A 25,695-nucleotide genomic window follows, 5' to 3' on the forward strand; every position below is an offset into this window, starting at 1 on the left:
CATGGCATCAGCACGCTGCTTTGTTCAGGTCAAGCGTGAGGGCAGCACGGACTGGAAAACCTGCCGTTATTTAAACGAATATTCTCGCTTGAATGAATTGTGCAAGATTAACTGGCGTTTTTCCAGTTAGTTCTGAAAATTCAGGTCAGTATCAGTAAATGAGATGGAGGTTTTCCAGTTAGCTGATTGATGTAGATGAGTAACGTGTGAAAACAAACGGTTGCTCTCCTTAAAAAGGGGATGCCAAAGACTCCTGGGCAGCGTTTTTACATAAGAGACGCTAGCGTCGTCTGATCGGCGTTAGGGCGGGCCAAAGGATGCTGCCGGCGCACTCTTGCTTCAATGCGTAAACGAAACGATTTTCGGGTGGCGAAGCAGCCCCGCGTCGGTGATTTCCAGCCCGGTAGCCTTGCAAGGAAGGGGCCTTGGAAGCCAAAGCAGCTTCTCCCCCTTCAGGTCGGATGGAAGCTGTGCAAACGGGCTGCTTCCTTGTCCGTTTTCGGCGAAGGCAAGGAGAAGGGCTTTCATTTCCTCGGTCAAGCCGAGGGAGATGCGGCCGAAATAAGCGCCGTTCCTTACCATGACCAGACTGGCGACCCGTCCGCTGCGGTAGGTCAGTCCGATGATATCCACGTCGAGCAGGATCGCCGTTTTTTTCTTCAGCCAGTCGCGGTGCTTCTTGCCTTCGCGGTACGGACTGGACAGCCGTTTGCTGACGACGCCCTCCCATTCGTTCTCCTCGACCCATTTCCATAAGGAGGGACCGTCTTTGTACAGCTCGGTCGTCATTAGCCGTTCGCCCGGTTCGGGGAACAGCCGGTGCAGCCGTTCATGCCGTTCGGCGAACGAGAGCTGGCGCAAGTCGTGCGTTCCCTCGTGAAGCACGTCGAACATGACATAAGCGGCCGGATCCCGGCCGCTTGTTTGCGCTACGGCGCCGCGGCTGCGGAGCCGCTCCCGCTGCAGCACCAGCTGAAAAACGGGACGCCGCCTCACCGGATCGAACACGATCGCTTCCCCGTCGAGCAGGTAGCGCCCTTGAAGCCGGGCTAATGCTGCGACTAGCTCGGGGTACGTATCGTTCTTGAGCAGCATCGCGCGCGAGTACAGCTTGACGTCGCCGTTATCGACGACGGCAAGCAGGCGGACGCCGTCCCACTTGAGCTGGTAGCCCCATTCCTCTCCTTGGGGAAGCTGGTCGTCCGATATCGGCTGCATCGGTTCCGCAGGCAGCTTCATGCTACGAACCGACCGTTTCCTGCAAATTCGACTTTCCTTTGCCCTTGCCCTTCGCCTTCGGCGCGGTAACCGGCGCTTCGCTGCCTTCCGTCTTGTCGTCCTTCGCTTTGCCGGCTTTGGAGGATTTGGCTTTTGGCGCGGCTTTGGAATCGTCCGTCGGAATGACGCCGCCCGGCTTAACCGCATCGAGACTCGCCTGCAGCGCAGCCATCAGGTCGATGACGTTCGTCCGGTGTTGCTGCGGCGCAGCCTGAATTTCTTCGCCCGAAACTTTCCGGTCGATCGCTTCGAGCAGAGAGGCCCGGTATTCATCCGTATATTTTTCCGGCTCGAACGGAACGGACAGCTGCTCGATCAGCATTTTGGCCATCGTCAGTTCCTTCTCGTTTACCTTCGGCTGCTCGGGCAAATTCGGTACCTGCGCGACCGGGCGAATTTCGTCCGGGTAATAGATGGTCTCCATGACGATGCAACGGTCCACGATCCGGATGGCGGCTAAGCTGCTTTTGGAACGGATGGATACGGTGGCCAGCCCGATTTTGCCCGTTTGGTGGAGCGCTTCGTGCAGCAAGCTGTACGCGCCGGCTCCGGTGTCCCCTGGTGCGAGGTAGTACGTTTTCTGAAAATAGATCGGATCGATTTCCTCGAGGTCGACGAAGTCCAAGATTTTAATTTCTTTGGTCGCCTCGCCCGCCAGACTTTCCAGCTCGTCCTTGTCGAACAGCACGAAACGGCCCGGCTCATATTCATAGCCTTTCGTAATGTCTTCCCATTCCACCTCGGTTTCGCAAGTCGAGCATTTGCGGACATAAGAAAGAGGTGTCGTGCAGGGCTTGTGAATCATACGCATGGCGATATCCTTTTCTTCCGTAGCGGCGAACATTTTGACCGGGACGTGAACGAGGCCGAAGCTGATCGCGCCTTTCCAAACCGTATGCATAGTGCAAGTTCCTCCTCAGTATTGATTTCCTGTAAGCGGCGTAAGCTTTCGGTCTACCGGTGATGCCATTGGACTTTGTTCGGCTTGGCAGCGGGAAAGCTTTCCTTGGGGTGCGGCGAGCTTCGGATTGATTAGTACCGGCACTTGTCCGGTGAACGTCTTTGCAAGTCTCTTAACCGGTGCGGCTTTTCTCGATAAAACTAGCTTCTATCGCTAGTTTTTCCAACTTGCGGCCCTTTTAGTAATGGTTCGGCTGGAAGTATGCATTTTTTATTGAAAAGGGAATGTGGCGCAGCGGGCTCCGTAGGGGCTTACGATGGTTTTTGGATGGCGTCTCTATAAGCGTATGCCGTTTGTGCATGGATATGCGGAACGCCGGGAATGTTAGGGAAAGGCGAAATGCCGAGCAGCAGCCGGAACGCTGCCGCATGGCAGTCCGGCACGATTATGTAGAGGAGGAGTACCCATGACGGACAAACAGCCGAACACGAACAATGCGCTGGACGATTCCATTTATGAAGGCCGGGACGCCAACTTTATGGATATCGACCGGATGGTCAACGAGGGACTTGGCGGGGGCCAAGTGATGCTCGGAAACGGATTGATCGACGATTCGACGACGGATACGATGCAGGGAAAAGAAGCGGACGACCACTAGCTCGCATGCGGGCAGCACATGTATTCGCGGGATAGCGAAACCATAGGAGGAAACGGAATATGAACGTGAGCCGGGCCCAAGAAATATTGACCGGAAAACAGGAAATTAACGTGAATCACAACGGCAAGCAGGTGTGGATCGACAGCGTGGATGCGGCCAATCAAACGGCTCGCGTACATTGCACGAGCAATCCGTCCGACGTGCAAACCGTACAAGTCCAAGAACTGCAGGAAGCCTAGGCGTCCGGCCGTTCCGACAATCATCCGAAATGGAAGCCCGGCGAACATGCCGGGCTTCTTTGTCATGAATCGGGGCGGCTTGCCCCAAGGTCGGAGCCTTCTTGACTTGTTGCGGCTGTTCACGGAGACCGCTATAATAGGGACAATAAGAAAGCGGAGGTCGAGCTTGCCTTGACGCAAATGGATGAGTTTGGCTTGATCCGTTCGCTTACGCACGGCAGACAGACCGGCGAGCTCCATGCGGCGAACGGGGTCGTTGTCGGCATAGGCGACGACGCGGCGGTTACGGCGCCTACCCCCGGTCTGCATACGGTGATGTCCTGCGACACGATGGTGCAGGATGTCCACTTCAAATCGATTACGATGACCGATGCCGACGTCGGCTTTAAAGCGATGGCAGCCAGCGTAAGCGACATTGCCGCAATGGGCGCAATGCCTCGCCACGCGCTTGTTTCGATCAGCGTTCCGAAGCGTGTCAGCCAAGCATCGGTAGCTAAGCTGTACGCAGGGTTGTACGCGTGCGCGAACGCGCTAGGCGTTGCGGTGATCGGCGGCGATACGACATCGAGTCCGGACAGCCTGGTCGTATCCGTTACGGCTCTCGGCGAAGTGGAGCCCGGAAGGGCGCTGCTGCGCTCGGCTGCACGTTCCGGAGACGTCGTCTTCGTGACGGGCTGGCCCGGCTGCTCGGCAGCCGGTCTTGACTTTTTGCTGGGCCGAAGCCGGCAATCGGAGGAGAACGAGACGTTCGAGGAACCGCTCGAAACGCTTGTGCGCGCGCACCGTCGTCCGCTGCCTCGCATAGAAGCGGGGAGGATGCTGAGCTTGTCTGGCGTCTGTCATGCGCTTAACGACGTGAGCGACGGCGTCGCCAGCGAAGCATGGGAAATCGCCGAAGCTTCGCAATGCGGCATCGTTCTTGATGAAGCAGCCTTGCCGGTGCATCCGAGTTTGCGGGCTTACGCTTCGGATAAGGAACGCGATGCGCTTGAGTTTCTGCTGTTCGGCGGCGAAGATTACGAGCTGATCGGCACGATGCCTGCGGAGCATGCGGAACAGGTTGGCGCTGCCATAGCGGCGACAGGGCTGCCTTTTACCGTCATCGGCGAGGTGACGGACGCGTTCGCCGGCGTTCGGCTAAGTCAGGCCGGCGGCCGAACCGTCCCGATCGATAAGAAGGGCTACAACCATTTTGCCTGAACCGGCTCTCGATAGGATAGGAAGCCGGCCTGCGCGCTGTTACAGCGGGGATGATAGGTGTAGCTCGATGTAGAGGAATCGGAATCATGCACACTGCGCGCTGCAGGGCTAAGGGGAATGATGGCGATGGAGAAGACGTTTGAATACCGCTCGAACTCGCTCGAGGAGACTAACCGGCTTGCGAGTTCGCTTGCTTCATATTTTACCGCGGGCACCGTTCTGGCTCTTGACGGCGATCTCGGCTCAGGCAAAACGACGTTCTCTCAGGCGATAGCGTCGGCGCTTGGCGTCCCGGGCATTGTTAACAGTCCGACGTTTACCATTATTAAAGAGTACGAGGGCGAAACGCTCCCGTTATATCATATGGATGTATACCGTCTGTCTATGGAAGAGGCCGACGAGCTGGGGTTAGACGATTATTTTTTCGGCGACGGGGTCACGCTGGTGGAATGGGCGAGTCTGATCGAGCCGCTGCTTCCGGGGGATAGGCTTTCGATTTTTATGGAAACGGCAGGGGCGACGGAACGGTCGTTCCGGCTGACTGCATACGGAACGAGATATGCCGAATGGTGCATAAGGATGAAGGAGAACGGACTATTATGGTAACGGGGCAACAACGGAACGGGCCGGCGCGAACGACCGGCAGCATGCTGGCGATAGATACCTCGACCGCGACGATGACCGTCGCGCTGCTTGCCGGATCGGCGGTGCTCGGAGAAAAGCACAATATGTCGGAGAGGAATCATTCCTTGTACTTGATGCCGGTCGTGCAGGAGTTGTTAAGCGAACATGGCTTGCAGCCGAACGATTTGGACGGCTTCGCGGTAGGCGTCGGGCCCGGCTCGTACACCGGCGTACGGATCGGCGTCACGGCTGCCAAGACGATGGCGTGGGCGCTTGGAAAGCCCGTGTACGGCGTTTCGAGCCTCGAAGCGCTGGCTTATGGCGCGGCGCATGAGCTGTTCCTGACGACGCAAGGCGGAACGGCTAACGAAGGCGGCGGATACGGCAGGAAGCCGGAAGAAGTCGAGTCAATGCCGTTAACCGTTAGTCCGGTTAACGATTCCTTACGGACATGGTTCGTACCGCTGATGGATGCGCGCAGGGGGCAAGTGTACACGGCGTTATTCGAACGGACGGCAGTAGATAATACATTAGATATACATCAAGGGTCGGCGGCATTTCCGTATACCTGGACAAGGCTGCGCGCGGACGGCATACAGCTAATGGACGCTTGGGCGAACGGGTTGCGGGAGACGGCGGGAAGCACGGGGGAGGCGCCGGATCGGATTGTGTTTATCGGGGATGTCGAGCCGTTTCGAGGGCTAATCGCCGGACTGGCGGAATCGTGGAGCGGAGAAGTGGCTGCTCAGCCGTTCCCGGCGAAGGCCTCCGCGCTAGGCCGTTTGGCGGCCCCGCTGCTGGCTTCGGGCGCTCCGTCGGACGCTCACGGGCTGCTGCCGAATTACGCTCAAATTACCGAAGCGGAAGCGAACCTGCTCGCTCGCAGCAAATAAACTGCCGGACAACGGACCGGGAAGGGGAACATGGTCATGGAAGGACAGCTCGATTCCCATCTGCAGCAATTACTGGAGTTCCGCAGCATGCAGGTGGACGATATCGAAACGATTTGCGCCATCGAGCAGGAAGCGTTCACGACCCCGTGGACTTCGACTGCTTTTTATAACGAATTGACCAATAATCATTTCGCCCGCTATATGGTGATGGAATACGCGGGGGAAGTCGCCGGCTATGCCGGCATGTGGATCATCATCGACGAAGCGCATGTGACGAACATTGCCGTTCGCGGCAAGTACCGGGGGAAAAAGCTCGGCGAGCGGCTTATGCGGGAGGTTATGAAGACCGCCCGGTTTTTTGGCGCCGTCAAAATGACGCTGGAGGTACGCGTATCCAACCGTGTCGCGCAAAATCTTTACGAGAAGCTGGGATTTCGCGCTTCCGGGCTGCGCAAAGCGTACTACTCGGACAACAACGAAGACGCGATCATCATGTGGGCGGAGCTGCCTGCCAAAGATTGACGCGCGATTAGCCATAACTGAACGATGAAACGAGTGAATAACATGACGGACAACGAACGGCAGCCGGGTACAGGAGGCTGCATACTGGCGATCGAAACGAGCTGCGACGAAACGTCGGTGGCGATCGTCAGGAACGGAACGGAAGTGCTGGCGAACGTCGTGTCCAGCCAGATCGAAACCCATCAAAAATTCGGCGGCGTCGTCCCCGAGGTCGCTTCGCGGAAACATGTGGAAACGATGACAAGGATTATCGAGCAAGCGGTCGAAAAGTCCGGCGTTCGGCTGGATGAGCTGTCGGCTATCGCCGTAACGCAAGGACCGGGTTTGATCGGCGCGCTGCTCGTCGGCGTGGTGGCCGCCAAATCGCTGGCCTACTCGCTGCAGCTGCCGCTGATCGGCGTCCACCATATTGCAGGCCATATTTACGCGAACCAGCTTGTACATAAGCTGGAATACCCGCTAATCACGCTGGTCGTATCCGGGGGACATACGGAGCTTGTTTTATCGGAAGCGCCGGGGCGGTTCCGGATTATCGGACAAACCCGGGACGATGCGGCCGGCGAAGCGTACGACAAGGTCGCGCGCGCCCTAAGCCTGCCTTACCCGGGAGGGCCGCATATCGACAGGCTCGCGCATGAAGCGGATGCGGCGATTCCGATGCCGCGGGCTTGGCTGGAGCCGGATTCGTACGATTTCAGCTTCAGCGGGCTGAAGTCGGCTGTGCTCGCCGCGCTGAATCAGGCGAAGATGAAGGGGCAGACCCTGGAGCCGTCGCATGTCGCTCGCGGCTTCCAGGAATCGGTCATCGAGGTGCTTGTCGAGAAGGCGATTCGAGCCGTGAAGCAATTCGGAGCAAGCCAGCTGCTGCTGGCGGGAGGCGTTGCGGCAAACCGCGGCCTGCGGACCAGGCTGACGGAGCGCTGTGCGGAGGCGGGCATTCCTCTGCTCGCACCGCCGTTAAATCTGTGCACGGACAATGCGGCGATGATTGGCGCTGCGGCCTTTTTGAAATGGGAGCAGGGTATCTTCTCTTCGCTTGATCTGAAAGCCGAGTCTTCGCTTTCGCTTGAAGGATGGTCGTTGGAGTAAGGTTCTAATGTATACCTGGTGTATATTATTCCATTCGGTCAAGTTGCGCCATGCCAAACTAAACATGATTTTTTGAAACCGGCCTTGCGTGATGCGAGGCCTTTTTGAGTTGCCGGAGCAAAGGATTTTTTAATGCGGTTAATGGTTCAAGGAGTTCGCATGTTGCCGTTTATCCGTTTTTCCGCATTTATTTGGGATGGCATTCATGCATTGACAACCGCTCAAGCGCATACTATAATCACAATCAACTTCATCAATTGACAAACGCTGGGAACGGGAACAGTAAGGATTCGACTTCGAACAGAGAGCTGCGGGACGGTGCGACGCAGACGAAGAGGACCTGAAACTCACCCGGGAGCGGCGGGGCGGAACAAGCCGGTCTATAGCTTCAGCCGCTTCATGGCGGCAGGGCGCGAAGACGGTAAGTATGCCCCGACGGGTTGCCTCCGTGATCGGGACTGCGATGTGCGCACATCGCAATCGAGGAGGGTCCTTCGTGCATGAGGGGCCAACAAGAGTGGTACCGCGGTAGGCAACGGCCTGTCGTCTCTTATGGAGACGGCAGGTCTTTTTTGTATGTTCGAACAGACGGGGAGGCGTGGAGATGAGCGGCAAAGTCGTAGAGTACTACTCCAGATTCGGGGAGAACGAGTGGCTGCGGTTGGAGCGCCAGCCTCTCGAATTTATCGTCAATTGGCATTACATCCGCAAGCATCTTCCGGCGGCCGGGAAGCTGTTGGACAATGGGGCGGGCCCGGGAAAATATGCGATGGAGCTTGCCAAAAGCGGCTATATCGTCACGTTGACCGATCTCACGCCGGGATTCGTCGAGCTTGCCCGGACCAAGGCGGAGCAGTACGGGATCGCGGACCGTTTTGACGGGTTTCATGCGATGGATGCCAGACATTTGGCAGGCCTTCCGGACGATCATTTTGACGCGGCGCTCATGATGGGGCCGTTGTATCACCTGCAGGAGGAAGAGGACAGGCGAAAGGCTCTGTCTGAATTGCGGCGGGTGACGAAGCCCGGCGGTACCGTCTTTATAGCGGTCAGAACCCGCCAGCATTGGACGCTCAATACGCTGCTTCAGCCCGAGCATTGGCCGCCTTTTAACAGCATCGATCCAATCATTGCCTTTCAGCAGACGGGTTGCTTCGACCACTCGGATGAAGGCAGGTATACGGGGGCGTACTTTTTCGAATCGGGTCGTATTGTTCCGTACATGGAAGAGAGCGGCTTCGAGACGGTAACGCTTGTCGGGTCCACGAACCTCGGCTGTATGCTGAATGACGAGCAGAAAGCGTATTGGCAGGAAAAAGGCGAGTACGAAAAGCTGATCGGCTTGCTCATCGATATGGCCGAGGACCCTTCGATCTCGGGGATGTCCTCCCACTCGCTGTATATTGGCAAGAAGAAGTGAACGCATTAGGAAACATAGAAAAACGCGATGAACGGGAATAGTAGGCGAAGGCATTCGTTCAGAGAGCTGCGGGTCGGTGCGACGCAGCGGAATGCCGAGCCGAAGCTCGCCCGGGAGCGGCAAAGCGGAAACCGGATCCGCCGTAAGCGAAGTGCCGTAATATCGGCGCTCGGGTGCGCGGACGAAGGAGTACGCTTGGACGGCTGACCCCCGATAACGGGTATGCGATACGCACGGATGAAACCGGGGCGGCCTCTGCGGAAACGCAGCAGTGCCGCGGTCCCCTTCGTGAAGGGCGTGTCGCAATGAGGAGGGTTTCGTCCGGTTAGGCCGGACAGGGATCAACAAGAGTGGTACCGCGACAGGGCAGGCCCGTCGTCTCTTGCCGGAACGGTTGCGTTTGACGCAGCCGGGAACGGCAGGGGACGGCGGGCTTTTTTCAATTTAGTTAACCCATAATTCCAAGGAAAGAGGATGATTCCATTGAGAACCGTTAAAATCTTCGATACGACTTTGCGCGACGGCGAACAGGCGCCGGGAGCCACCCTGACGAAGGAACAAAAAATACGGATCGCCCATCAGCTGGCGAAGCTGGGCGTCGATGTCATCGAGCCGGGATTCCCGATCTCGAGCCCCGGCGATTTCGAAGCGGTACAGACGATTTCCCGGCAGGTGTGGAATGCGGAAATTTGCGGCTTTGCGCGCTGCGTCAAGGCGGATATCGATGCGGCGGTAGCGGCGACGGCAGACGCGGCCAGACGGCGGCTGCACCTGTTTGTTTCCTCCTCGGACATTCACTTGAATTTCCAACTGAAAAAAACGCGCGACCAGGTCATCGAAATGGCCCGGACGATGGTGGCCTACGGCAAGCAATTTGCGGACCGTATCGAGTTTTCGCCGATGGACGCGACGCGCTCCGGAGAGGAATTCGTGATGGAACTGGTCGAGGCGGTCATCGCGGAGGGGGCAACGATCATCAACATCCCGGACACGATGGGATTCGCGCTGCCGGAGGAATACGGGCGGCTGTTCACCAACGTGCGAAATCATGTTCGCGGCGGCGATACCGTCGAGTACAGCTGCCATGTTCATAACGATCTGGGGCTAGCCGTAGCGAACAGCATCGCGGCGATTCAGGCGGGCGTTTCGTATGTGGAGGTGACGGTTAACGGCGTAGGCGAACGGGCCGGCAACACGTCGCTCGAGGAGCTGGTCATGGCGATCGAAACGCGCAAGCAAACGCTGGGCGTCCAAACGAATATCAATGTCGCCGAAATTTACAACACCTCGCGAATGGTCAGCCGCGCGATGCATTTCCCGATTGCGTTCAACAAACCGATCGTCGGCCGCAACGCGTTCCAGCACGAATCCGGCATTCATCAGGACGGCCTGCTGAAAAACCGGAGCACCTACGAAATTATGGATCCGGAGCAAATGGGCATCCCGCGCAAAATGATCGTGCTCGGCAAACATTCGGGCCGCCATGCGATCAAGCATCGCATTCAACAGTTCGGCGTTACACTGAGCGATACGCAGCTGGAGGATGTGTATACCCGGTTCATCGCCAAGGCGGACGCGCAAAAAATCGTCAGCGACGGCGAATTGGCCGAACTGGCGGGAGCGGCCGGGATCATGGCGATCGACGCTTTCGAGCTGGTCGATATGCAGGTGATGTCGAGCAGCGAACGCAGCCGCGTCGCTTCCGTGACCGTGCGCAACCGGCATTCCGGCGAGGCTGCGACCTATACGGCCATCGGCCAAGGTCCGATTGAAGCGGTCGTCCGGTCGATCAAGCAAGCGATGCCGTTCGAGGCCGAATTCGTCGACTTGGAGCTGCATTCGATCGCTTCGGGCGAGTCGGCCGGCGGCGAAGCGGAGGTGACGATCGAGGCGGCGGACGTCGCGTACCGCGGGAACGGCGTGGATGAGGATATTTTGCTGGCGGTCGCCAAAGCGTACATTGCGGCCTGCAATCAGGCCGCGCGGGCATATTTTACCGTGAATGGCGCCCTGGAGGCGGAACAATCGGCTCAAGCTTAACAAGAGATCGGGGAAATTATGATCCTGCGAATGCTTGAGGTGCTGTTTCAACGAGAGCTCCGGCGAAATGGTAATGCCTGCGAAGATGCAGGTTACCCGTGGCATGACGGAAAGAAGGAATGGGAGAACGTTGGACGGCTCGGCCGGTTCTGAGCTTACGGCGGGTTGACGGGGCGTTAACGTTTGAGGTTAGGCGGTTCAGGAATAAGAGGTCGTCATATTCGGGTTCGGCTGTATGGTCTGCCGCCAAGCGTTAATGAGGGTGTGGATAAACTTATCCACACCCTCTGTGTATAATGTGCATAAACGTGAAATTAACTTACGGCATTAAGGATTTGTTAACGTATTGAAAATCGGATAGCTTTTTCATAACATTTTGTGGATAACTAGAACAACTAGGGCGGGCTGTACACATATGCAATGATTTTGCGGGAAAATCGCCCTATAAGGACCATGGGATATGTGGATAAGCCTGTGAATATGTCGATAACCGAGCGAATGTTCGTCATCTTCCAGCGGGGAATGATTTTTGGAATATGCTTCCGGCCCCTTATCGTTATCCGATTTGCGAGTTGCGTCGGACAGACGAGGCCGAAGTTCGCTCTTGCAAGGAAATGTAGAGAGACTAGAAAGGCTGATTGGGCGAGGGACCGGACAACTGCCGGCAGTGGAATATTTCAGGCGCGCATGTGGATAAACTATGGAAAATGTCGGATGCCGTACGAGATTTATCCGATTGTGGATGAAAATGATTTTTGCGGAAACTATCCACAGGCTGCCGCTAGGTTCAACAAGAGGCTCGGTGATCGGCCCGATGGGGAAGGGGATGGATGCAGTGAGCGTATGTTGGCGGCGCTTGGCCCTTGTCTGGCTTGGGATCGCAGTAACGGCGGCATCTGCTGCACCCTTCGCCGGAGGAGCTGCGGCTATGGGTACGGAGACAAGACTGAAGCAGGATCATGGGCCGGTACCTCATACGGAGGCTAGGGTCGTCAAAACGTCTGAAACGCCTGCATTGACGATCCTTATGGTGCCGGGGCTGTCGTTCCAAGAGCTGCGCGAGCCGGGGATGGACGCTTTGCCGGAAATAGGGGCGGCTATTCGGGGCGGTGCGGTCGGCGGGGTCAATGTCCGGCTGTCCGGGAACCGGCTGGTGGACGTGTATCTTACGCTCGGTGCAGGCAGGCCCGCATACGGCACGCCGCTGGCTAACGGGTGGAACCGAACGGAGAAGGTCGCCGGCTCGTCGGCCGAGGAGCAAATGCTAAGATTCCGCGCAGGCGGACCGCCGGAAGGGGAAATTCTGGTGCCGCTGCAAAGCAAGCTTGCGGCCAGCAATGCGAGCTCTTCCTACGCAGCTAAACCCGGCGAGCTCGGCGAGCTGCTCAAAGCACGCGGCGTCCCTCGTTATGTGTGGGGCAGCACCGACTTGGGAAGAAGCAGGGATCAAGCGGAGATCCGGCGGCAGCGATTCGCGCCTCTTATGGCCATGGACGCTTCGGGGGCCGTGACGTTCGGCGATGTGGGCCCAAGGCTGCTGGCGGACGATAGGCTATGGCCTTATGGCGTTCGTACGGATGTTCCAAGAATACTAAGCGAATGGAAGAACCGTTCATCCGGCGCTCTCAGCATCATCGAGCTCGGCGATCTGTACCGGTTATATGAAGAGAAAGACGGATACGAGCGTTCGCGCTTTGAGGAAATGAAGCGAACCGCGCTGCGCGAAATCGACCGCTTCTTCGGCGAAGTCAGGAGCGGATTGCGTGCCGGGGAAGAGCTGTGGCTGTTTGCGCCGAAAGGAAATGCGGAAGCCTACGGCAAGTTCGACCGGCTGTCGCCGCTGGTGATTTACCGGGGCGGCGCTTATGAAGGGCTGCTTGGCTCAGCTTCGACGCGGCGGGCGGGCATCGTGACGATGTTCGATATGACGGTATCCATTGCCCGCTTATTCGGGGCAGCTGCTCCGCTGGAATGGATGGGCTCGCCGTTCCAAACCGTAGCGATCCCGGACGGCTTGTCACGGCTGCAAAACGAGCTGGCTGCGATCGGGACGGTCTACGGCCTTCGTCCGAAGCTGTTGTATTCGTGGACGATTGTGGAAATCGGCATATTGCTGGCGGCGATTGTCGGCATCGTTTGGCTTCAGAGGGGACGCAGATCTAACGCGGGACGATCGTTTCGGGTGCCGCTAGCGGCTGTGCTGACCGCGCCCGCGATTATGCTGGTTATGGGCTGGTTCGCCGGAATGCCTGCTGCTGGCGCTGCGCTGTTTTTTGCGGCAGCCGTCGCGGCGCTCAGCATCTGGCTGGCCCGTCATGATGTGCTTACGCTCTTTATCGGAGCAGGCATAGGAACGGCGGGGCTCATCTTGCTGGACGGCTGGACAGGCGAGCAAGCCATGAAGCGGTCCGTCCTCGGGTACGATCCGTTGATCGGCGCGCGCTACTACGGCATCGGCAACGAGTTCATGGGCGTGCTGATCGGCGCCTTGGTGCTCGGCGTCTCGGCCTGGCTGCAGCGGCGCCATGACCGCAGCGCCGCCACGGCCGGCGCTGCGCAGCCGCCCGCCCTAGCCGCGGCCGCCCCCGCCGGCGCGGGGCGCCGCCCGCCCGGCCCGCGCAAGGCGCGCCGGGAGCGCGAAAAGCGCGTGGCATTCGCCACCGCGCTGCTGTTCGCGTTCACGGCGCTGTACCTTGCGCTGCCGGGCGCCGGGACGAACGCCGGCGGCGCCATCACGGCGATGATCGCCTTCGGCATCGCCTGGTGGCGCATGCACGGCGGTCCCGGTGCGGCGGCGCCCCGCGGGCGCGGGCTGCTGCGCGGCGCGGCCGGCTTCGCGCTCGCCGCAATCGCGGCGCTGGCCGCGATATGGCTGGTCAACCGGGCCCTGCCTTCGGCGGGCCCGCCCAGCCATATCGGCCGGGCGCTGCAGCAGCTTGCGGACGGCCGATATGACCTAATCGGCTTGATCATCGTCCGCAAGCTGCAAATGAACGCCCATCTGATCGGCGTTTCCATCTGGAGCAAGGTCGTCCTGACGGGCATATTCGTCATGGCCGTCCTTGTGCTGCGGCCGCGGGGCGTGTTTCGCCGCTGGCTTGCCGAGTATCCGTACATCATGCACGGCATTGCGGCCAACATCGTCGGCGCGATCGCGGCGCTGCTGTTCAACGACTCCGGCATCGTGGCCGCGGGTACGATGATCGGCTTCATTGCGGTGCCGATGCTCGCCCTCCGGCTGCGCGAGTGCGAAAAAACGGCTTGAATGCTGTCCCCGCAGGGCAAGCATTCAAGCCGTTTTCTTATTACGCTCAACCTCACCCGACCAGCGACTCCCATTCCTCGTAAACCGTCTGCAGCTGCTGTTTCTTCGATTCGATTGCAGCCGTTTTGTCCTGCACCAGCACGTAGTCGTTGTAAACGTCGGGCCGCGTCAGTTCTTCCTCGAGAACGGCGATTTCGCCTTCCAGCCGCGCGATGTCCTGCTCGAGCTGCTCCAGCTTGCGCTGGCGGCTGCGCTCCTCGCGCTTGGCGTCCTTGCTGCCGCTCCAGTCGTTCCCGGCGCTGTCGTTTTTCGCTTCCGCCGCAAGCTTGCTGGCTTTTTCCGCCGCTTTCGCGGCTTCGATTTCGGCAAGCTCCTGCTTTTTCTCCGTGAAATCGTCGTAGTTGCCCAAATAGCCGGTTATGCCCTCCGCCGTCATCTCCAGTACGCGCTCCGCCATTTTGTTCAGGAAGTAGCGGTCATGGGAAATAAACAGCAGCGTGCCTTCGTAATCGATGAGCGCCGCCTCGAGCACTTCCTTGCTGAACAGGTCCAGATGGTTGGTAGGCTCGTCGAGTATAAGCATGTTGGCGTTCAAAAGCATCAGCTTGGCAAGCGATACGCGCGCTTTCTCCCCGCCGCTCAAGCCGGCGATTTTCTTGAACACGTCCTCGCCGCTGAACAGATAGTTGCCGAGCACCGTGCGGATGCGCGCTTCCTCCAGATGCGGATAGGCGCTCCATACTTCCTCCAGTACCGTTTTGTTAGGACTGAGCCCGGTTTGCTCCTGATCGTAGTAGCCGATTTTGACGTTCGTGCCCCAGCGGATCTGGCCTTTATCCGGCGAATGCTGGCCGATCAGCGTTTTGAGCAGCGTCGATTTGCCGATCCCGTTCGGTCCGATCAAGGCGGCGGTATCCCCGCGGGTCAGCTGGAACGAAGTGTTCTTGAACAGCTTTTTGCCGTCGCCGACCGAAACCGCGAGATCGCTCACCTGCAGCACGTCTTTGCCGGAATTCTGCTCCGTCTGAAACGCGAACGAAGCACGCTTCAAGTCGCCGAGCGGCTTGTCGAGCCGGTCCAATTTGTCCAGCGCCTTGCGCCGGCTTTGCGCACGCTTGGTGGTTGATGCGCGGACGATATTTTTCTGGATGAAATCTTCCATTTTTGCGATTTCTTCCTGCTGTTTTTCGTATTGCTTCAATTGAATTTCGTATTCGGCTTCCTTCGTTTCCACGTAGCGCGTGTAGTTGCCGGTATACCGCTTGGATGTGTTCCGCTCGATCTCATAGATCGCCGTGACCAGCGCATCGAGAAAATAACGGTCATGGGAGACGACCAGAATGGCGCCCGGATAGCCGCGCAAATAATCCTCGAGCCAGGTCAGCGTCGGGATGTCCAAATGGTTCGTCGGTTCGTCGAGCATCAGGATGTCCGGCTGTTGGAGCAGCATTTTGGCCAGCGCGAGCCTTGTCTTTTGTCCGCCGCTCAGCGTTGCGATCTTGGTATCGTGCGCGAAATCGGCAAACCCCATCCCGTGCAAAATACCGCGAATTTTCGCCTCGGTCTCATACCCGCCGCGCTCGCGAAACCATTCGGAACGAAGGGCGTACCGGTTCATCATATCGGTGTATTTTTTTTCGTCGGCCAGAAGAACGGGGTCGCCCATCTGCGCTTCCATTTGCCGCAGTTCCTGCTCGACGCCGATCAGCTCCGCGAAGACGGCGCGCATTTCCTCGATGATCGTTTTATCAGAGCGAAGCCCGCTGTTTTGCGCGAGGTAGCCGACTCTCGTTTCCTTCGCTTTGAAAATGTCTCCGCCATCATACGACATTTCCCCGGCAATAATCTGCAGCAATGTCGATTTTCCTGCACCGTTGACGCCGACGAGCCCGATGCGCTCGCGTTCTTGAATTTGCAGCGAGATTTGGGAAAGGATGGGTCTTACTCCGTAGCTTTTACTTATATTAGATGCTTGCAGCAGCATGATGAATTGCGTACCTCCAAATCGGTTTCCAATGAATCAACCGTAATGATCATAGCTTCCATTCAAGTATAAGCTTAGCGGTTAACCTGCGCAAACCTCAATTACCGTTCGTCAAGCTTATCCGCCCGGCAGCGCTCCCTTGGTTTAGACGAACACCGCGCGGCCTTCCAACAACTCCCGTGTATACGAAGCCGTACCGCCGATTGTATGCTCGAAGAAACCGCGCCGAATGACGGTCAAGGGGAGCAGGATGAAAAAGCTGACGGATTCGTTTACAATAGAAGAAAGTAAGCCGGAAGCCGTTACGATGTCGGGCGGCGGCAAGACATACGGCTGGCCGGGACGAATTCGTCCTAAGATAAAGGAAGACAAGATACGGCGCTTCCTTCACGTCGCTATACGCAGCCGCGCTTCTAAAGGCGGACGGATCGCAAACGGCTGGCGCCGAATAACGGCGCTAATCGGATTGCTGGTTATGGCAAGCATCGTCATCGCCGGTGCGGAATCGACAAAAGCTGACACGGAGGCCGCGGGCACGATGAACGATTCTTTTCGGGTGATGACGTATAATATTCACCATGGCAGAGGGATGGATGGCAAGGTAAGCCTGGAACGGATTGCCGAGGAAATTCGGAATTCGGACGCCGACATCGTCGCTTTGCAGGAGGTCGACCGGTATTTGCCGCGAAGCGGGTTTCGCGATCAGGTCGGCTGGCTTTCCAGAAAGCTGGGCATGCACGCTGCCTACGCGCCCAGTATGAACATGGGGCCGATTCAGTACGGAAACGCGCTGCTAAGCCGTTATCCGATCGCCGCCAAACGGGTTGTATATTTGCCGGGCAAGTTGGAGCGCAGAAGCCTACTGATCGCCGAACTGTTCATAGGCGGGCAAAAGGTGACCGTGGCCAACACGCATCTTGGCGTACTTCGCGCGGAATGGACGAAGCAAATGCCGATTCTGCAAGCGGAGCTGGAGCGCATGGACAAGCCCTCCATTTTGCTGGGGGATTTCAATATGGTGACCGGAAACAAATATATGAAGCAAATGAAGCCGAGATTTACGAAAATTTCTCTCCGTACCAAAATGCCGACGCTCAGCTACGGCGGGGAAATCGATCATATTTTGGTGAATGCGCCGACATCGGAAGCATTCGCGTGGGTGCAGCCGTCGGACGCCTCGGACCACCAGCCTGTGGTGGCTCTGATCCAGTGGCATCCCTCGGTCGCTCACAAGTAATCAACCTATCGGTACGAAGGAAGGATCAGGATGACCGTAAGCGAACAAAAGCGGATCGTACGCAAACTAGTCGAAGCGCAGCGTTCCGCGATTCCTGCAGAGGAGCGGCAGAAGAAATCGGCGGACATTTGCCGGAGGTCCGTCGCGATTCTGGAGAAGCTTGACTGGGCGGGGGGCAAGGCGCTGATGACCTACGTGCCCTTTCGCTCGGAGGTTGACGTCTCGCCGCTGATCGAGTGGTGCTGGCAGCAGGGCGTCGTTGTCGCCGCGCCAAGGTCGCTTACGGACCGAAGGCTGCTCCAGCTGCATGCGATTTCAGATTGGCCTTCGCTGGAGTCCGGGGCGTACGGCATACGAGAGCCGCGCGAGAGCTGCCCTCTTTTGTCCCATAACGAGATATCCTGCGTGATCGTGCCCGGAATTGCGTTTGATGAGCAACTGGGCAGGCTCGGTTACGGCGGCGGGTACTACGACCGCTTCTTCGAGGGCTTGGCCGGCAAGCGGCCGCAGCCGCTCAAGCTGGCGCCGGCCTTCGACATTCAGATCGTGACGGAAGCGCCGATGGACGCTCACGATATCAGGGTCGACCGGGTTGTGACCGAGACGAGGGATTTCGTGAAAGAGGCGCCCGCCGACTCGGAAGCTTAGGATTTCCAAAAGCGCGCAGCCCGGATTCCGCTGCTATCGCCGGGGCGTCGTAAGGCTTTATCATGCGGCATTTGAGCGGCGCTCATTTTTTGTACTACACATACGGTGAAAAATGTCACATAATAGAGCATAAGCAAGTTTCTAAAAACATTTAATCGGACGGTTGCCGTCATGAACGATATCACGCAGGGTTTCCGGTCGATCCGAAGCCTGCTGAAGGGAAGAGGGATGCCTTATGCCGAACAGCCCGAACGGTCCGTTCACGCATATGAACGAGCAGGGCAGGGCGCGCATGGTCGACGTTTCGGACAAGCAGGAAACGAAGCGCAGTGCGGAAGCCGTGACGACGGTGCGGATGCGGCCGGAGACGCTTGCAGCGATCAAGGAAGGAAATATTGCCAAAGGCGATGTGCTGGCGGTCGCCCAGGTTGCGGGAATCATGGCGGCAAAAAAAACGCCGGATTGGATTCCGATGTGCCATCCGCTTCAATTGACCGGCGTCGATATCCGTTATACCGATAACGGCAACGATCTGCTTCACATTAGCGCTATCGTCAAGACAACGGGACAAACGGGCGTGGAGATGGAGGCGCTGACGGCGGTTTCCGCCGCCGCGCTGACCGTTTACGATATGTGCAAGGCGCTGCAAAAAGATATGGAGATCGGCCCGACGATGCTGCTTGCCAAAACAGGCGGCAAATCCGGCGATTTTGCAAGGTAGTTTCCAGTATATTGCGAGGAGAGGGTGAACGACATGCGCTGGAAGGTTGCGATTTTGACCGCAAGTGACAAAGGCTTTCGCGGGGAAAGAGAAGACACGAGCGCGCAGGTTATTCGCGAGCTTGTGGACGAGGAAATGAATGGCGAAATCATCGAATACCGTATCGTGCCCGATGAAATGGATGAGATCATGGCGGCTTTGATCGAGATGACCGACTACTACAAAGCCGATCTGATTCTTACGACAGGCGGGACCGGCCTCGCTCCACGCGACGTTACGCCGGAAGCGACGCTGCAAGTCATCGACAGGCTGGCACCGGGGTTTGCCGAGGCTATGCGCTACAAGTCGATGCAGAAGGTGCCCCAGGCGATGCTTTCACGGGCGGTGTCCGGTATCCGCAACCGCACGCTCATTCTCAATCTTCCGGGAAGTCCGAAGGGCGTACACGAAAACCTGATGGCCGTCATGGACCAGCTGCCGCATGCGCTCAGCATTTTGACGGAGCGGGAGAAGGAGCACGACCTATGAAGCGTGAGACGTCCATGCTGCAAGAGGTCAGGGTGGAGGACGCGGTCGGCATGGTGCTGGCGCACGATCTGACGCAAATCATTCCCGGCCAGTTCAAGGGACGCTTGTTCAAGAAAGGCCATGTCATCCGCGAAGACGACATTCCCGCCCTTCTGAGCATAGGCAAAGAGCATATTTACACGATGCACCTTGAGCCCGGCTATCTGCATGAGGATGAAGCCGCCGAGCGGATGGCCAAAGCGTTTGCCGGCAGCAACGTGGAGCTTAGCGAGCCGCATGAAGGGAAAATTAACCTGAAAGCGGCCGTGGACGGGATCGTCAAAATCGATCCGGCGTTCGTCGATCGGGTCAATTCGATACCGTTCGCCGTTTTGGCCACATTAAAGACAAACACCCCCGTCAAAAAACAACAAAAAATTGCCGGAACCCGCGTCATTCCGCTTATTATGGAAGAAGAAAGCGTTTTACAAATCGAGTCGTTGGCGGTACAATGGAGACAAACCGATAAGTCGTCTGATGACTTAGGGTCTCCGGTATCGGTCAAGCCGTTTCGCCGGTTGAAGGTCGGGCTTATTACGACAGGCAGCGAGGTGTACGGCGGACGCATACAGGATAAGTTCGGACCCGTCGTGAAACGGAAGGTCGAGGAATTCGGCTCGGAAATCATCGAGCAGCGTTTCGCCCCTGACGAGAGCGACAGGATCGTTCAGGAAATTCGGTATTTCCTTGAACGGGAGGCGGATTTGATTCTTCTGACTGGAGGGATGTCCGTTGATCCGGACGACCGGACCCCGGGTGCCATACAGCGGGCCGGCGCGCGCGTAATCAGCTACGGAACACCGATGCTTCCGGGTTCTATGCTTATGATGGCGTATATCGGCCGTACTCCTGTGATGGGGCTGCCGGGATGTGTGATGCACGATCCATTTACGTCGTTTGATGTCCTGCTGCCACGAATATGCGCTGGCGAAGAAATTGTCCTTGCGGATATCACATCGCTTGGTTATGGCGGGCTTTACGGCTGTTGAGCCTTGAAATTACATTTTATTAAGGGAGTGAATGATCATGCCTAGTATCGGACCTACTGGATTTATTTTAATTATTTTGGTGGCTCTGCTCTTGTTCGGACCTAGCAAGCTTCCGGAGCTCGGACGCGCATTCGGCAAAACGCTCCGCGAATTCAAGAACGGCGCTAAAGAACTCGTAGGCAATTCGGATGACGACCAGCAGCGCAAAGAAATCCGTACGGATGAAGTAAAAGTTCACGACGTCAAATCCGAAGCAAGACCGGTTGAAAGCAAACGCCTGCCTGACTAAGCGTTGCTCATCTCGATTGCAAAAGGTTAGGACATACTTAGAGAGAGGTAGCAATAGCCTCTTAGACGATAGTGGAGCGGTAAACGATGGCTTCCGAAGTCGTTGTTCGATGATTTACTAGGCGGACGAAGCCGTTTATCCTCGTGGATAGGTTGGTGAATACATGCAAGACGATCAAATGTCCCTGGTCGAGCATTTGACCGAGCTCCGCAAACGTATGCTTTGGGTGCTCGTCGTTCTCGTGCTCGCGATGATCGGGGGCTTTTTTGCCGCCGATTATTTGCTCGAATATCTCAAAAGCATCAAGCCGGCCTCCGACATGTCCTGGCATGCCTTTTCGCTCTGGGACGGGATTCGGATTTATATGCAGTTCGCCTTCTTAATTGCGCTCGTCGTTACGATACCGTTCGCGTTGTTTCATCTATGGTCGTTCGTGAAGCCGGGCTTGCGCCGGGAAGAGCAGAGCGCCACGCTTCGGTACATTCCGTTCACCGTGCTGCTGTTTTTAGTGGGGCTCGCCTTTTCATACTTTGTGGTGTTCCCTATGGCATTTTACTTCACATCGGGCGTGAACAAGAATTTGCAGCTAACGGAAACATACGGAATCACGCAATATTTTACGTTTATGTTCAATATTTTACTGCCGGTTTCGCTCTTGTTCGAGCTTCCGATCGTCGTCATGTTCTTGACCCGGCTTCGGATCTTGAACCCGATGCGTCTGCGCAAGCTGCGCCGGTACGCATACGTGGTGCTTGTCGTCGTTGCGACGTTAGTCACCCCGCCTGACTTTATTTCGGACATACTGGTCGCCATCCCGCTTATCGTTCTGTACGAAATCAGCGTGCTTCTCTCCTCCGTGGTATACAGGAAGCAGCGCGAGAAAGATCTCGCTTGGGAAGCGGAATTCGGCGCCAAATAACGGCACACCTTCGGGTGTGTTTTTCTTTTGTCGAAAAATAGCGTAAACGGGACGGTTCCGCGAAGAAAGAAATGTCGTATTTCGTCGCTATATCGCAGAAATCATGGAATAGAATCATTGACGATGGCTAAAATGATGAGGGCTGATTTTTTTCCGAATTTCCATCCAAACCACTTGCAAAATAAACCCAAGTTGATTATCATAAGAATTGTTGTTAGCACTGACCGATCGTGAGTGCTAACGCATCTAACATAACTTTCTACTAAACCCAACATATTTAAAGGAGGCTATTTACCCATGATCAGACCGTTAGGCGATCGCGTAGTACTTGAAGCAGTAGCAAAAGAGGAGACCACCGCAAGCGGCATCGTTCTGCCGGATACAGCGAAGGAAAAGCCTCAAGAAGGCAAAATCGTGGCTGTCGGCAACGGCACGCTGAAGGATGGCGAACGTATTCCGCTGGAAGTTCAAGTTGGCGACCGCGTTCTGTTCTCCAAATATGCCGGCACCGAAGTGAAATTCGAAGGCAGAGAGCTGCTTATCATGCGCGAAAGCGATATTTTGGCGGTGTTGGGATAATAGTTCGCGTCAGCGAAACGACTTCGAAAGCGTAGGCTTTACTTTGCTTAAGCAAAGCGGCTTCGAAACTCCTATATGCCCATACCTGTAGCTTGTCCATAAATTAATTATTCGGGAGGTATTTGTCTCATGGCAAAAGATATCAAGTTCAGCGAAGACGCACGTCGCGCAATGCTTCGTGGTGTTGACGCACTGGCAAACGCAGTAAAAGTGACGCTCGGACCGAAAGGCCGCAACGTCGTTCTGGAGAAAAAATTCGGCAGCCCGCTCATCACCAATGACGGCGTGACGATCGCTAAAGAAATCGAGCTGGAAGACGCATTCGAGAACATGGGTGCGCAACTGGTTAAAGAAGTAGCTACCAAAACAAACGACGTTGCCGGCGACGGAACGACGACGGCTACCGTTCTGGCACAAGCGATGATTCGCGAAGGCCTCAAAAACGTAACGGCTGGCGCTAACCCGATGGTTATCCGCAAAGGGATCGACAAAGCGGTTAGAGCGGCTGTTGAAGAGCTGAGAAGCATTGCGAAGCCGATCGAAGGCAAGCAATCCATCGCACAAGTTGCTGCTATTTCCTCCGCTGACGACGAAGTCGGCCAACTGATCGCGGAAGCGATGGAGAAAGTCGGCAAAGACGGCGTCATTACCGTAGAAGAATCCAAAGGCTTCGCTACCGAGCTTGAAGTGGTAGAAGGCATGCAATTCGATCGCGGCTACATTTCCCCGTACATGATTACCGATACGGACAAAATGGAAGCAGTTCTCGATACTCCATACATCCTCATCACCGACAAGAAAATCAGCAACATCCAAGAAATTCTTCCGGTGCTCGAGAAAGTGGTACAATCCGGCAAGCAATTGCTGATCATCGCAGAAGACGTGGAAGGCGAAGCTCAAGCTACGCTGATCGTGAACAAACTGCGCGGCACGTTCACTTGCGTGGCTGTTAAAGCTCCTGGCTTTGGCGACCGCCGCAAAGCGATGCTGCAGGATATCGCTGCTTTGACTGGCGGCCAAGTGATCACCGAGGAGCTCGGCCTTGAGCTGAAATCCACTCGCGTCGACCAACTGGGTAGCGCGCGTCAAGTCCGCATCACGAAAGAAAACACGATCATCGTTGACGGTGCAGGCGACAAGAAAGACATCGGCGCTCGCATTTCGCAAATCCGTTCGCAACTGGAAGAAACGACTTCCGATTTCGATAAAGAAAAGCTGCAAGAGCGTCTTGCCAAGCTTGCTGGCGGCGTAGCCGTTATCAAAGTAGGCGCAGCTACCGAAACCGAGCTGAAAGAGCGCAAATTGCGCATCGAGGACGCTTTGAACGCGACTCGCGCTGCAGTTGAAGAAGGTATCGTAGCAGGCGGCGGTACGGCGCTTGTGAACGTATTCGCAGCAGTTGCCGGTGTGAAAGCCGACGGCGACGAAAAAACAGGCGTTAACATCGTGCTTCGCGCTCTGGAAGAGCCGGTTCGCACAATCGCCGCTAACGCAGGCCAAGAAGGCTCCGTTATCGTTGAGCGTCTGAAAAAAGAAGCTACCGGCGTAGGCTACAACGCAGCTACCGGCGACTGGGTTAACATGATCGAAGCAGGTATCGTAGACCCTGCGAAAGTAACCCGTTCCGCACTGCAAAACGCTGCATCCGTTGCAGCTATGTTCCTCACTACCGAAGCGGTTATCGCCGACAAACCGGAAAAAGACAAACCGGCTATGCCTGACATGGGCGGCATGGGCGGAATGGGCGGCATGATGTAAGAAGGGCGACAAGCCCTTATGCATTAAGGCTTCCGGTTTCGGAAACGCCGTTATAGCAATGATAAGAGACCTTGCATGAGTTCCTCGAACTTATGCAAGGTCTCTTTTTGTTCTTCTCCCTATAATTGTTTAACCTTTTTACAGAACGAAAGGACTCAAACACAAAAAAATGAATGATAACAGGCAGTTTGTGAGATTTTTGAGAGTGTATTTTGCTAAATTTGGTCATATAGTCCCAATTTGTGTTAGCGATTCAGTTATTTTCAAGGAATTTGCGGCTATTGTTCAGAAAAAGTTCAGTGGAAAAAAGTACAATATGTCGTATGAAGAACAAAAACGCATAAATTGTCGAGTGCCATTTGGAGTGTTTTTATTTTGAGTCACCATATTGATACACAAGTTATCAAAGGGAGTACGGAGATGAAGGTATGGAAAGGTAAGTCGCACAACCCGCTCGGGAGAATCGTCACGATGCTGTTAATACTTGTATTCTTGGCTGGCTGCAGCCTGTTTGGAGGCAGAGCAGAACCCGCCGAGAACGGGAAGGACGGGAGCGAGACAGCTCAGAAGATCATCCGCTACAGCGGGGAGAAAAGCAAGGCGATACCGTATGTCTATACGGCCAGAAAAGAACTATCCCTTACCTTTAACGGCATGGGCGACCAAAAGACGATGAAGCGGTTGCTGGATGAGCTGGACGTCTATCAGGTTAAGGCTACGTTCTTCCTGCCGGGGATGCGGGTGGCGGAAGAGCCGGATATCGCCAGAGATATTTTGGCAAGAGGCCATGAGATCGAGAACAACACGTTGAATCAGCTGGATATGAGCAAGCTTGGTTATGAGCAGGTTTATAAGGAAATTCGGCTGAGCAATGAAATTATCGAGAGAGAGACGGGCGTCTATCCCCGCTATATTCGAACCAAGTCAGGCGATTATACGGACGATGTCCGTTTGGCTGCCGCTCAGCTCAGCATGGATGCGGTCGTCAGCTACAATATCAATCCGAAGGACCGCGATATGAAAGACGCCAAGACTATCGGAGAGTACGTGGCAAAGTACATTTCGAGAGGCGGCATCATCACATTAAATACGGATGTGAACCCGGAGGTTATCCCGGCCATCGGTCTCATCGCGAAGGCCGCCGCCGAAATCGGCTACAAGCTTATCCCGCTAAACGAGCTGATGAAGAACGGCGGCGAAAGAAAGCCTTTTGAACAGATTTCCGGCTATGATGCGGCTAAAGTAAACCTGGATTACGAAAACGCAGCGTACAAGCTTATTTATAAGGCCGAGACGAACAAGCAGCAGATCGCTCTCACCTTTGACGATTGGGGCAGCGACAAGACGGTTACCAAAATATTGAATATTTTATCCGAGCACGATGTGAAGGCGACGTTCTTCCTGCGGGCGAAAGGCGTCGAGAGCAACCCGAATCTGGCCAGAGCGATGGTCGAAGGCGGGCATGATGTGGCCAATCATTCCTACAGTCATCCTGTCGTAACGACCTTGACGCCTGAGCAGCTGCAGGAGGATCTCGTAAGGGCTCATCAGGTCATCACGGAGGCGATACAGCAAAAGCCCGTGATGCTGTTCCGGCCGCCGACGGGAGTCGTAGACGATCAGACAGGCAAGGCGATAGCGGCGGTCGGTTATCCGCAGATCGCCATGTATGACGTAACGACGCTCGATTGGGACTCCAATAACAGCGCTGACGATATCGTCAAAGGAATCTTGGATCGGACGCAGAACGGAAGCGTCATTTTGCTTCATATGCTGGATGATATTCATACGATTGAGGCACTGCCGACTGCCATTGAAAGCCTAAAGCGCAAGGGCTTCACCTTCGTGAAGATGGCTGATTTAATCGGCAATTAG

The 25,695-nt window shown here is 56.1% G+C and carries 23 protein-coding genes and 1 other annotated feature; of the genes, 20 read left to right on the forward strand and 3 right to left on the reverse strand.

Going from position 1 to position 25,695, the window contains the following annotated elements:
- Positions 1-339 precede the first annotated feature (339 nt).
- The gene (locus ACKGJP_RS02625) at positions 340-1,239 is read right to left on the reverse strand and encodes a DNA ligase (protein WP_409344146.1); all 900 of its coding nucleotides are present in this window, start codon (positions 1,237-1,239) and stop codon (positions 340-342) included.
- A 1-nt stretch (position 1,240) separates the two neighbouring features.
- Positions 1,241-2,179, reverse strand: coding sequence for a Ku protein (locus ACKGJP_RS02630; RefSeq protein WP_409344147.1), 939 nt, complete (start codon positions 2,177-2,179; stop codon positions 1,241-1,243).
- 466 nt (positions 2,180-2,645) lie between these two features.
- Here ACKGJP_RS02630 and ACKGJP_RS02635 point away from each other — a divergent pair, with 466 nt between their 5' ends.
- The 10 genes from ACKGJP_RS02635 to ACKGJP_RS02680 all read left to right on the forward strand — a co-directional run bounded on the left by ACKGJP_RS02635 (position 2,646) and on the right by ACKGJP_RS02680 (position 14,129).
- A complete protein-coding gene (locus ACKGJP_RS02635) occupies positions 2,646-2,837 on the forward strand; it encodes a hypothetical protein (RefSeq protein ID WP_409344148.1) in 192 nt (63 codons plus the stop codon).
- Positions 2,838-2,896: 59 nt separating this feature from the next.
- Positions 2,897-3,076 (forward strand): H-type small acid-soluble spore protein, encoded by a 180-nt coding sequence (locus tag ACKGJP_RS02640; protein ID WP_409344149.1) that lies wholly within the window; start codon positions 2,897-2,899, stop codon positions 3,074-3,076.
- A gap of 180 nt (positions 3,077-3,256) precedes the next feature.
- On the forward strand, positions 3,257-4,276 hold the full coding sequence (gene thiL, locus ACKGJP_RS02645; RefSeq protein WP_409347054.1) for a thiamine-phosphate kinase: 1,020 nt from the start codon (positions 3,257-3,259) through the stop codon (positions 4,274-4,276).
- Between the two features lie 120 nt (positions 4,277-4,396).
- Positions 4,397-4,882 (forward strand): tRNA (adenosine(37)-N6)-threonylcarbamoyltransferase complex ATPase subunit type 1 TsaE, encoded by a 486-nt coding sequence (gene tsaE, locus ACKGJP_RS02650; protein ID WP_409347055.1) that lies wholly within the window; start codon positions 4,397-4,399, stop codon positions 4,880-4,882.
- On the forward strand, positions 4,876-5,793 hold the full coding sequence (tsaB, locus tag ACKGJP_RS02655; protein ID WP_409344150.1) for a tRNA (adenosine(37)-N6)-threonylcarbamoyltransferase complex dimerization subunit type 1 TsaB: 918 nt from the start codon (positions 4,876-4,878) through the stop codon (positions 5,791-5,793). The genes tsaE and tsaB overlap by 7 nt, the downstream gene beginning before the upstream one ends.
- A 36-nt stretch (positions 5,794-5,829) precedes the next feature.
- Positions 5,830-6,315 (forward strand): ribosomal protein S18-alanine N-acetyltransferase, encoded by a 486-nt coding sequence (gene rimI / locus ACKGJP_RS02660; RefSeq protein ID WP_409344151.1) that lies wholly within the window; start codon positions 5,830-5,832, stop codon positions 6,313-6,315.
- 42 nt (positions 6,316-6,357) lie between these two features.
- Positions 6,358-7,404 carry a tRNA (adenosine(37)-N6)-threonylcarbamoyltransferase complex transferase subunit TsaD gene (gene tsaD, locus ACKGJP_RS02665; protein ID WP_409344152.1) on the forward strand — a complete coding sequence of 349 codons (1,047 nt, stop codon included), beginning with the start codon at positions 6,358-6,360 and terminating at the stop codon, positions 7,402-7,404.
- A 260-nt stretch (positions 7,405-7,664) separates the two neighbouring features.
- Positions 7,665-7,958, forward strand: a binding site (T-box leader).
- Positions 7,959-8,008: 50 nt separating this feature from the next.
- Positions 8,009-8,824 carry a class I SAM-dependent methyltransferase gene (locus ACKGJP_RS02670; RefSeq protein ID WP_409344153.1) on the forward strand — a complete coding sequence of 272 codons (816 nt, stop codon included), beginning with the start codon at positions 8,009-8,011 and terminating at the stop codon, positions 8,822-8,824.
- Positions 8,825-9,298: 474 nt separating this feature from the next.
- A complete protein-coding gene (locus ACKGJP_RS02675; protein WP_409344154.1) occupies positions 9,299-10,864 on the forward strand; it encodes a 2-isopropylmalate synthase in 1,566 nt (521 codons plus the stop codon).
- 835 nt (positions 10,865-11,699) lie between these two features.
- Positions 11,700-14,129 carry a hypothetical protein gene (locus ACKGJP_RS02680; RefSeq protein ID WP_409344155.1) on the forward strand — a complete coding sequence of 810 codons (2,430 nt, stop codon included), beginning with the start codon at positions 11,700-11,702 and terminating at the stop codon, positions 14,127-14,129.
- 52 nt (positions 14,130-14,181) lie between these two features.
- Here the strand turns inward: ACKGJP_RS02680 and ACKGJP_RS02685 are convergent, their stop codons facing one another.
- Entirely contained in the window at positions 14,182-16,113 is a 1,932-nt protein-coding gene (locus ACKGJP_RS02685) for an ABC-F family ATP-binding cassette domain-containing protein (RefSeq protein ID WP_409344156.1), read from the reverse strand.
- 250 nt (positions 16,114-16,363) lie between these two features.
- Here ACKGJP_RS02685 and ACKGJP_RS02690 point away from each other — a divergent pair, with 250 nt between their 5' ends.
- The 10 genes from ACKGJP_RS02690 to ACKGJP_RS02735 all read left to right on the forward strand — a co-directional run bounded on the left by ACKGJP_RS02690 (position 16,364) and on the right by ACKGJP_RS02735 (position 25,695).
- Positions 16,364-17,350: an endonuclease/exonuclease/phosphatase family protein gene (locus ACKGJP_RS02690; protein WP_409344157.1), complete on the forward strand. Its 987-nt coding sequence runs from the start codon at positions 16,364-16,366 to the stop codon at positions 17,348-17,350.
- A 30-nt stretch (positions 17,351-17,380) separates the two neighbouring features.
- Positions 17,381-17,998 carry a 5-formyltetrahydrofolate cyclo-ligase gene (locus ACKGJP_RS02695; protein WP_409344158.1) on the forward strand — a complete coding sequence of 206 codons (618 nt, stop codon included), beginning with the start codon at positions 17,381-17,383 and terminating at the stop codon, positions 17,996-17,998.
- A 235-nt stretch (positions 17,999-18,233) separates the two neighbouring features.
- On the forward strand, positions 18,234-18,719 hold the full coding sequence (moaC, locus tag ACKGJP_RS02700) for a cyclic pyranopterin monophosphate synthase MoaC (RefSeq protein WP_409344159.1): 486 nt from the start codon (positions 18,234-18,236) through the stop codon (positions 18,717-18,719).
- Positions 18,720-18,752: 33 nt separating this feature from the next.
- A complete protein-coding gene (locus ACKGJP_RS02705; protein WP_409344160.1) occupies positions 18,753-19,247 on the forward strand; it encodes a molybdenum cofactor biosynthesis protein B in 495 nt (164 codons plus the stop codon).
- Entirely contained in the window at positions 19,244-20,275 is a 1,032-nt protein-coding gene (locus tag ACKGJP_RS02710) for a molybdopterin-binding protein (protein ID WP_409344161.1), read from the forward strand. The genes ACKGJP_RS02705 and ACKGJP_RS02710 overlap by 4 nt, the downstream gene beginning before the upstream one ends.
- 37 nt (positions 20,276-20,312) lie before the next feature.
- Positions 20,313-20,564 (forward strand): twin-arginine translocase TatA/TatE family subunit, encoded by a 252-nt coding sequence (gene tatA / locus ACKGJP_RS02715; protein WP_409344162.1) that lies wholly within the window; start codon positions 20,313-20,315, stop codon positions 20,562-20,564.
- Between the two features lie 163 nt (positions 20,565-20,727).
- Positions 20,728-21,483 carry a twin-arginine translocase subunit TatC gene (tatC, locus tag ACKGJP_RS02720; protein ID WP_409344163.1) on the forward strand — a complete coding sequence of 252 codons (756 nt, stop codon included), beginning with the start codon at positions 20,728-20,730 and terminating at the stop codon, positions 21,481-21,483.
- A gap of 297 nt (positions 21,484-21,780) precedes the next feature.
- Complete coding sequence (gene groES, locus ACKGJP_RS02725) at positions 21,781-22,062, forward strand: co-chaperone GroES (RefSeq protein WP_113035234.1); 282 nt, start codon at positions 21,781-21,783, stop codon at positions 22,060-22,062.
- 129 nt (positions 22,063-22,191) lie between these two features.
- Positions 22,192-23,820 (forward strand): chaperonin GroEL, encoded by a 1,629-nt coding sequence (gene groL, locus ACKGJP_RS02730; protein ID WP_409344164.1) that lies wholly within the window; start codon positions 22,192-22,194, stop codon positions 23,818-23,820.
- A gap of 420 nt (positions 23,821-24,240) precedes the next feature.
- Positions 24,241-25,695: a polysaccharide deacetylase family protein gene (locus tag ACKGJP_RS02735; RefSeq protein ID WP_409344165.1), complete on the forward strand. Its 1,455-nt coding sequence runs from the start codon at positions 24,241-24,243 to the stop codon at positions 25,693-25,695.

The sequence above is a fragment of the Paenibacillus litoralis genome (assembly GCF_046244365.1).
Taxonomy (GTDB): domain Bacteria; phylum Bacillota; class Bacilli; order Paenibacillales; family NBRC-103111; genus Paenibacillus_V.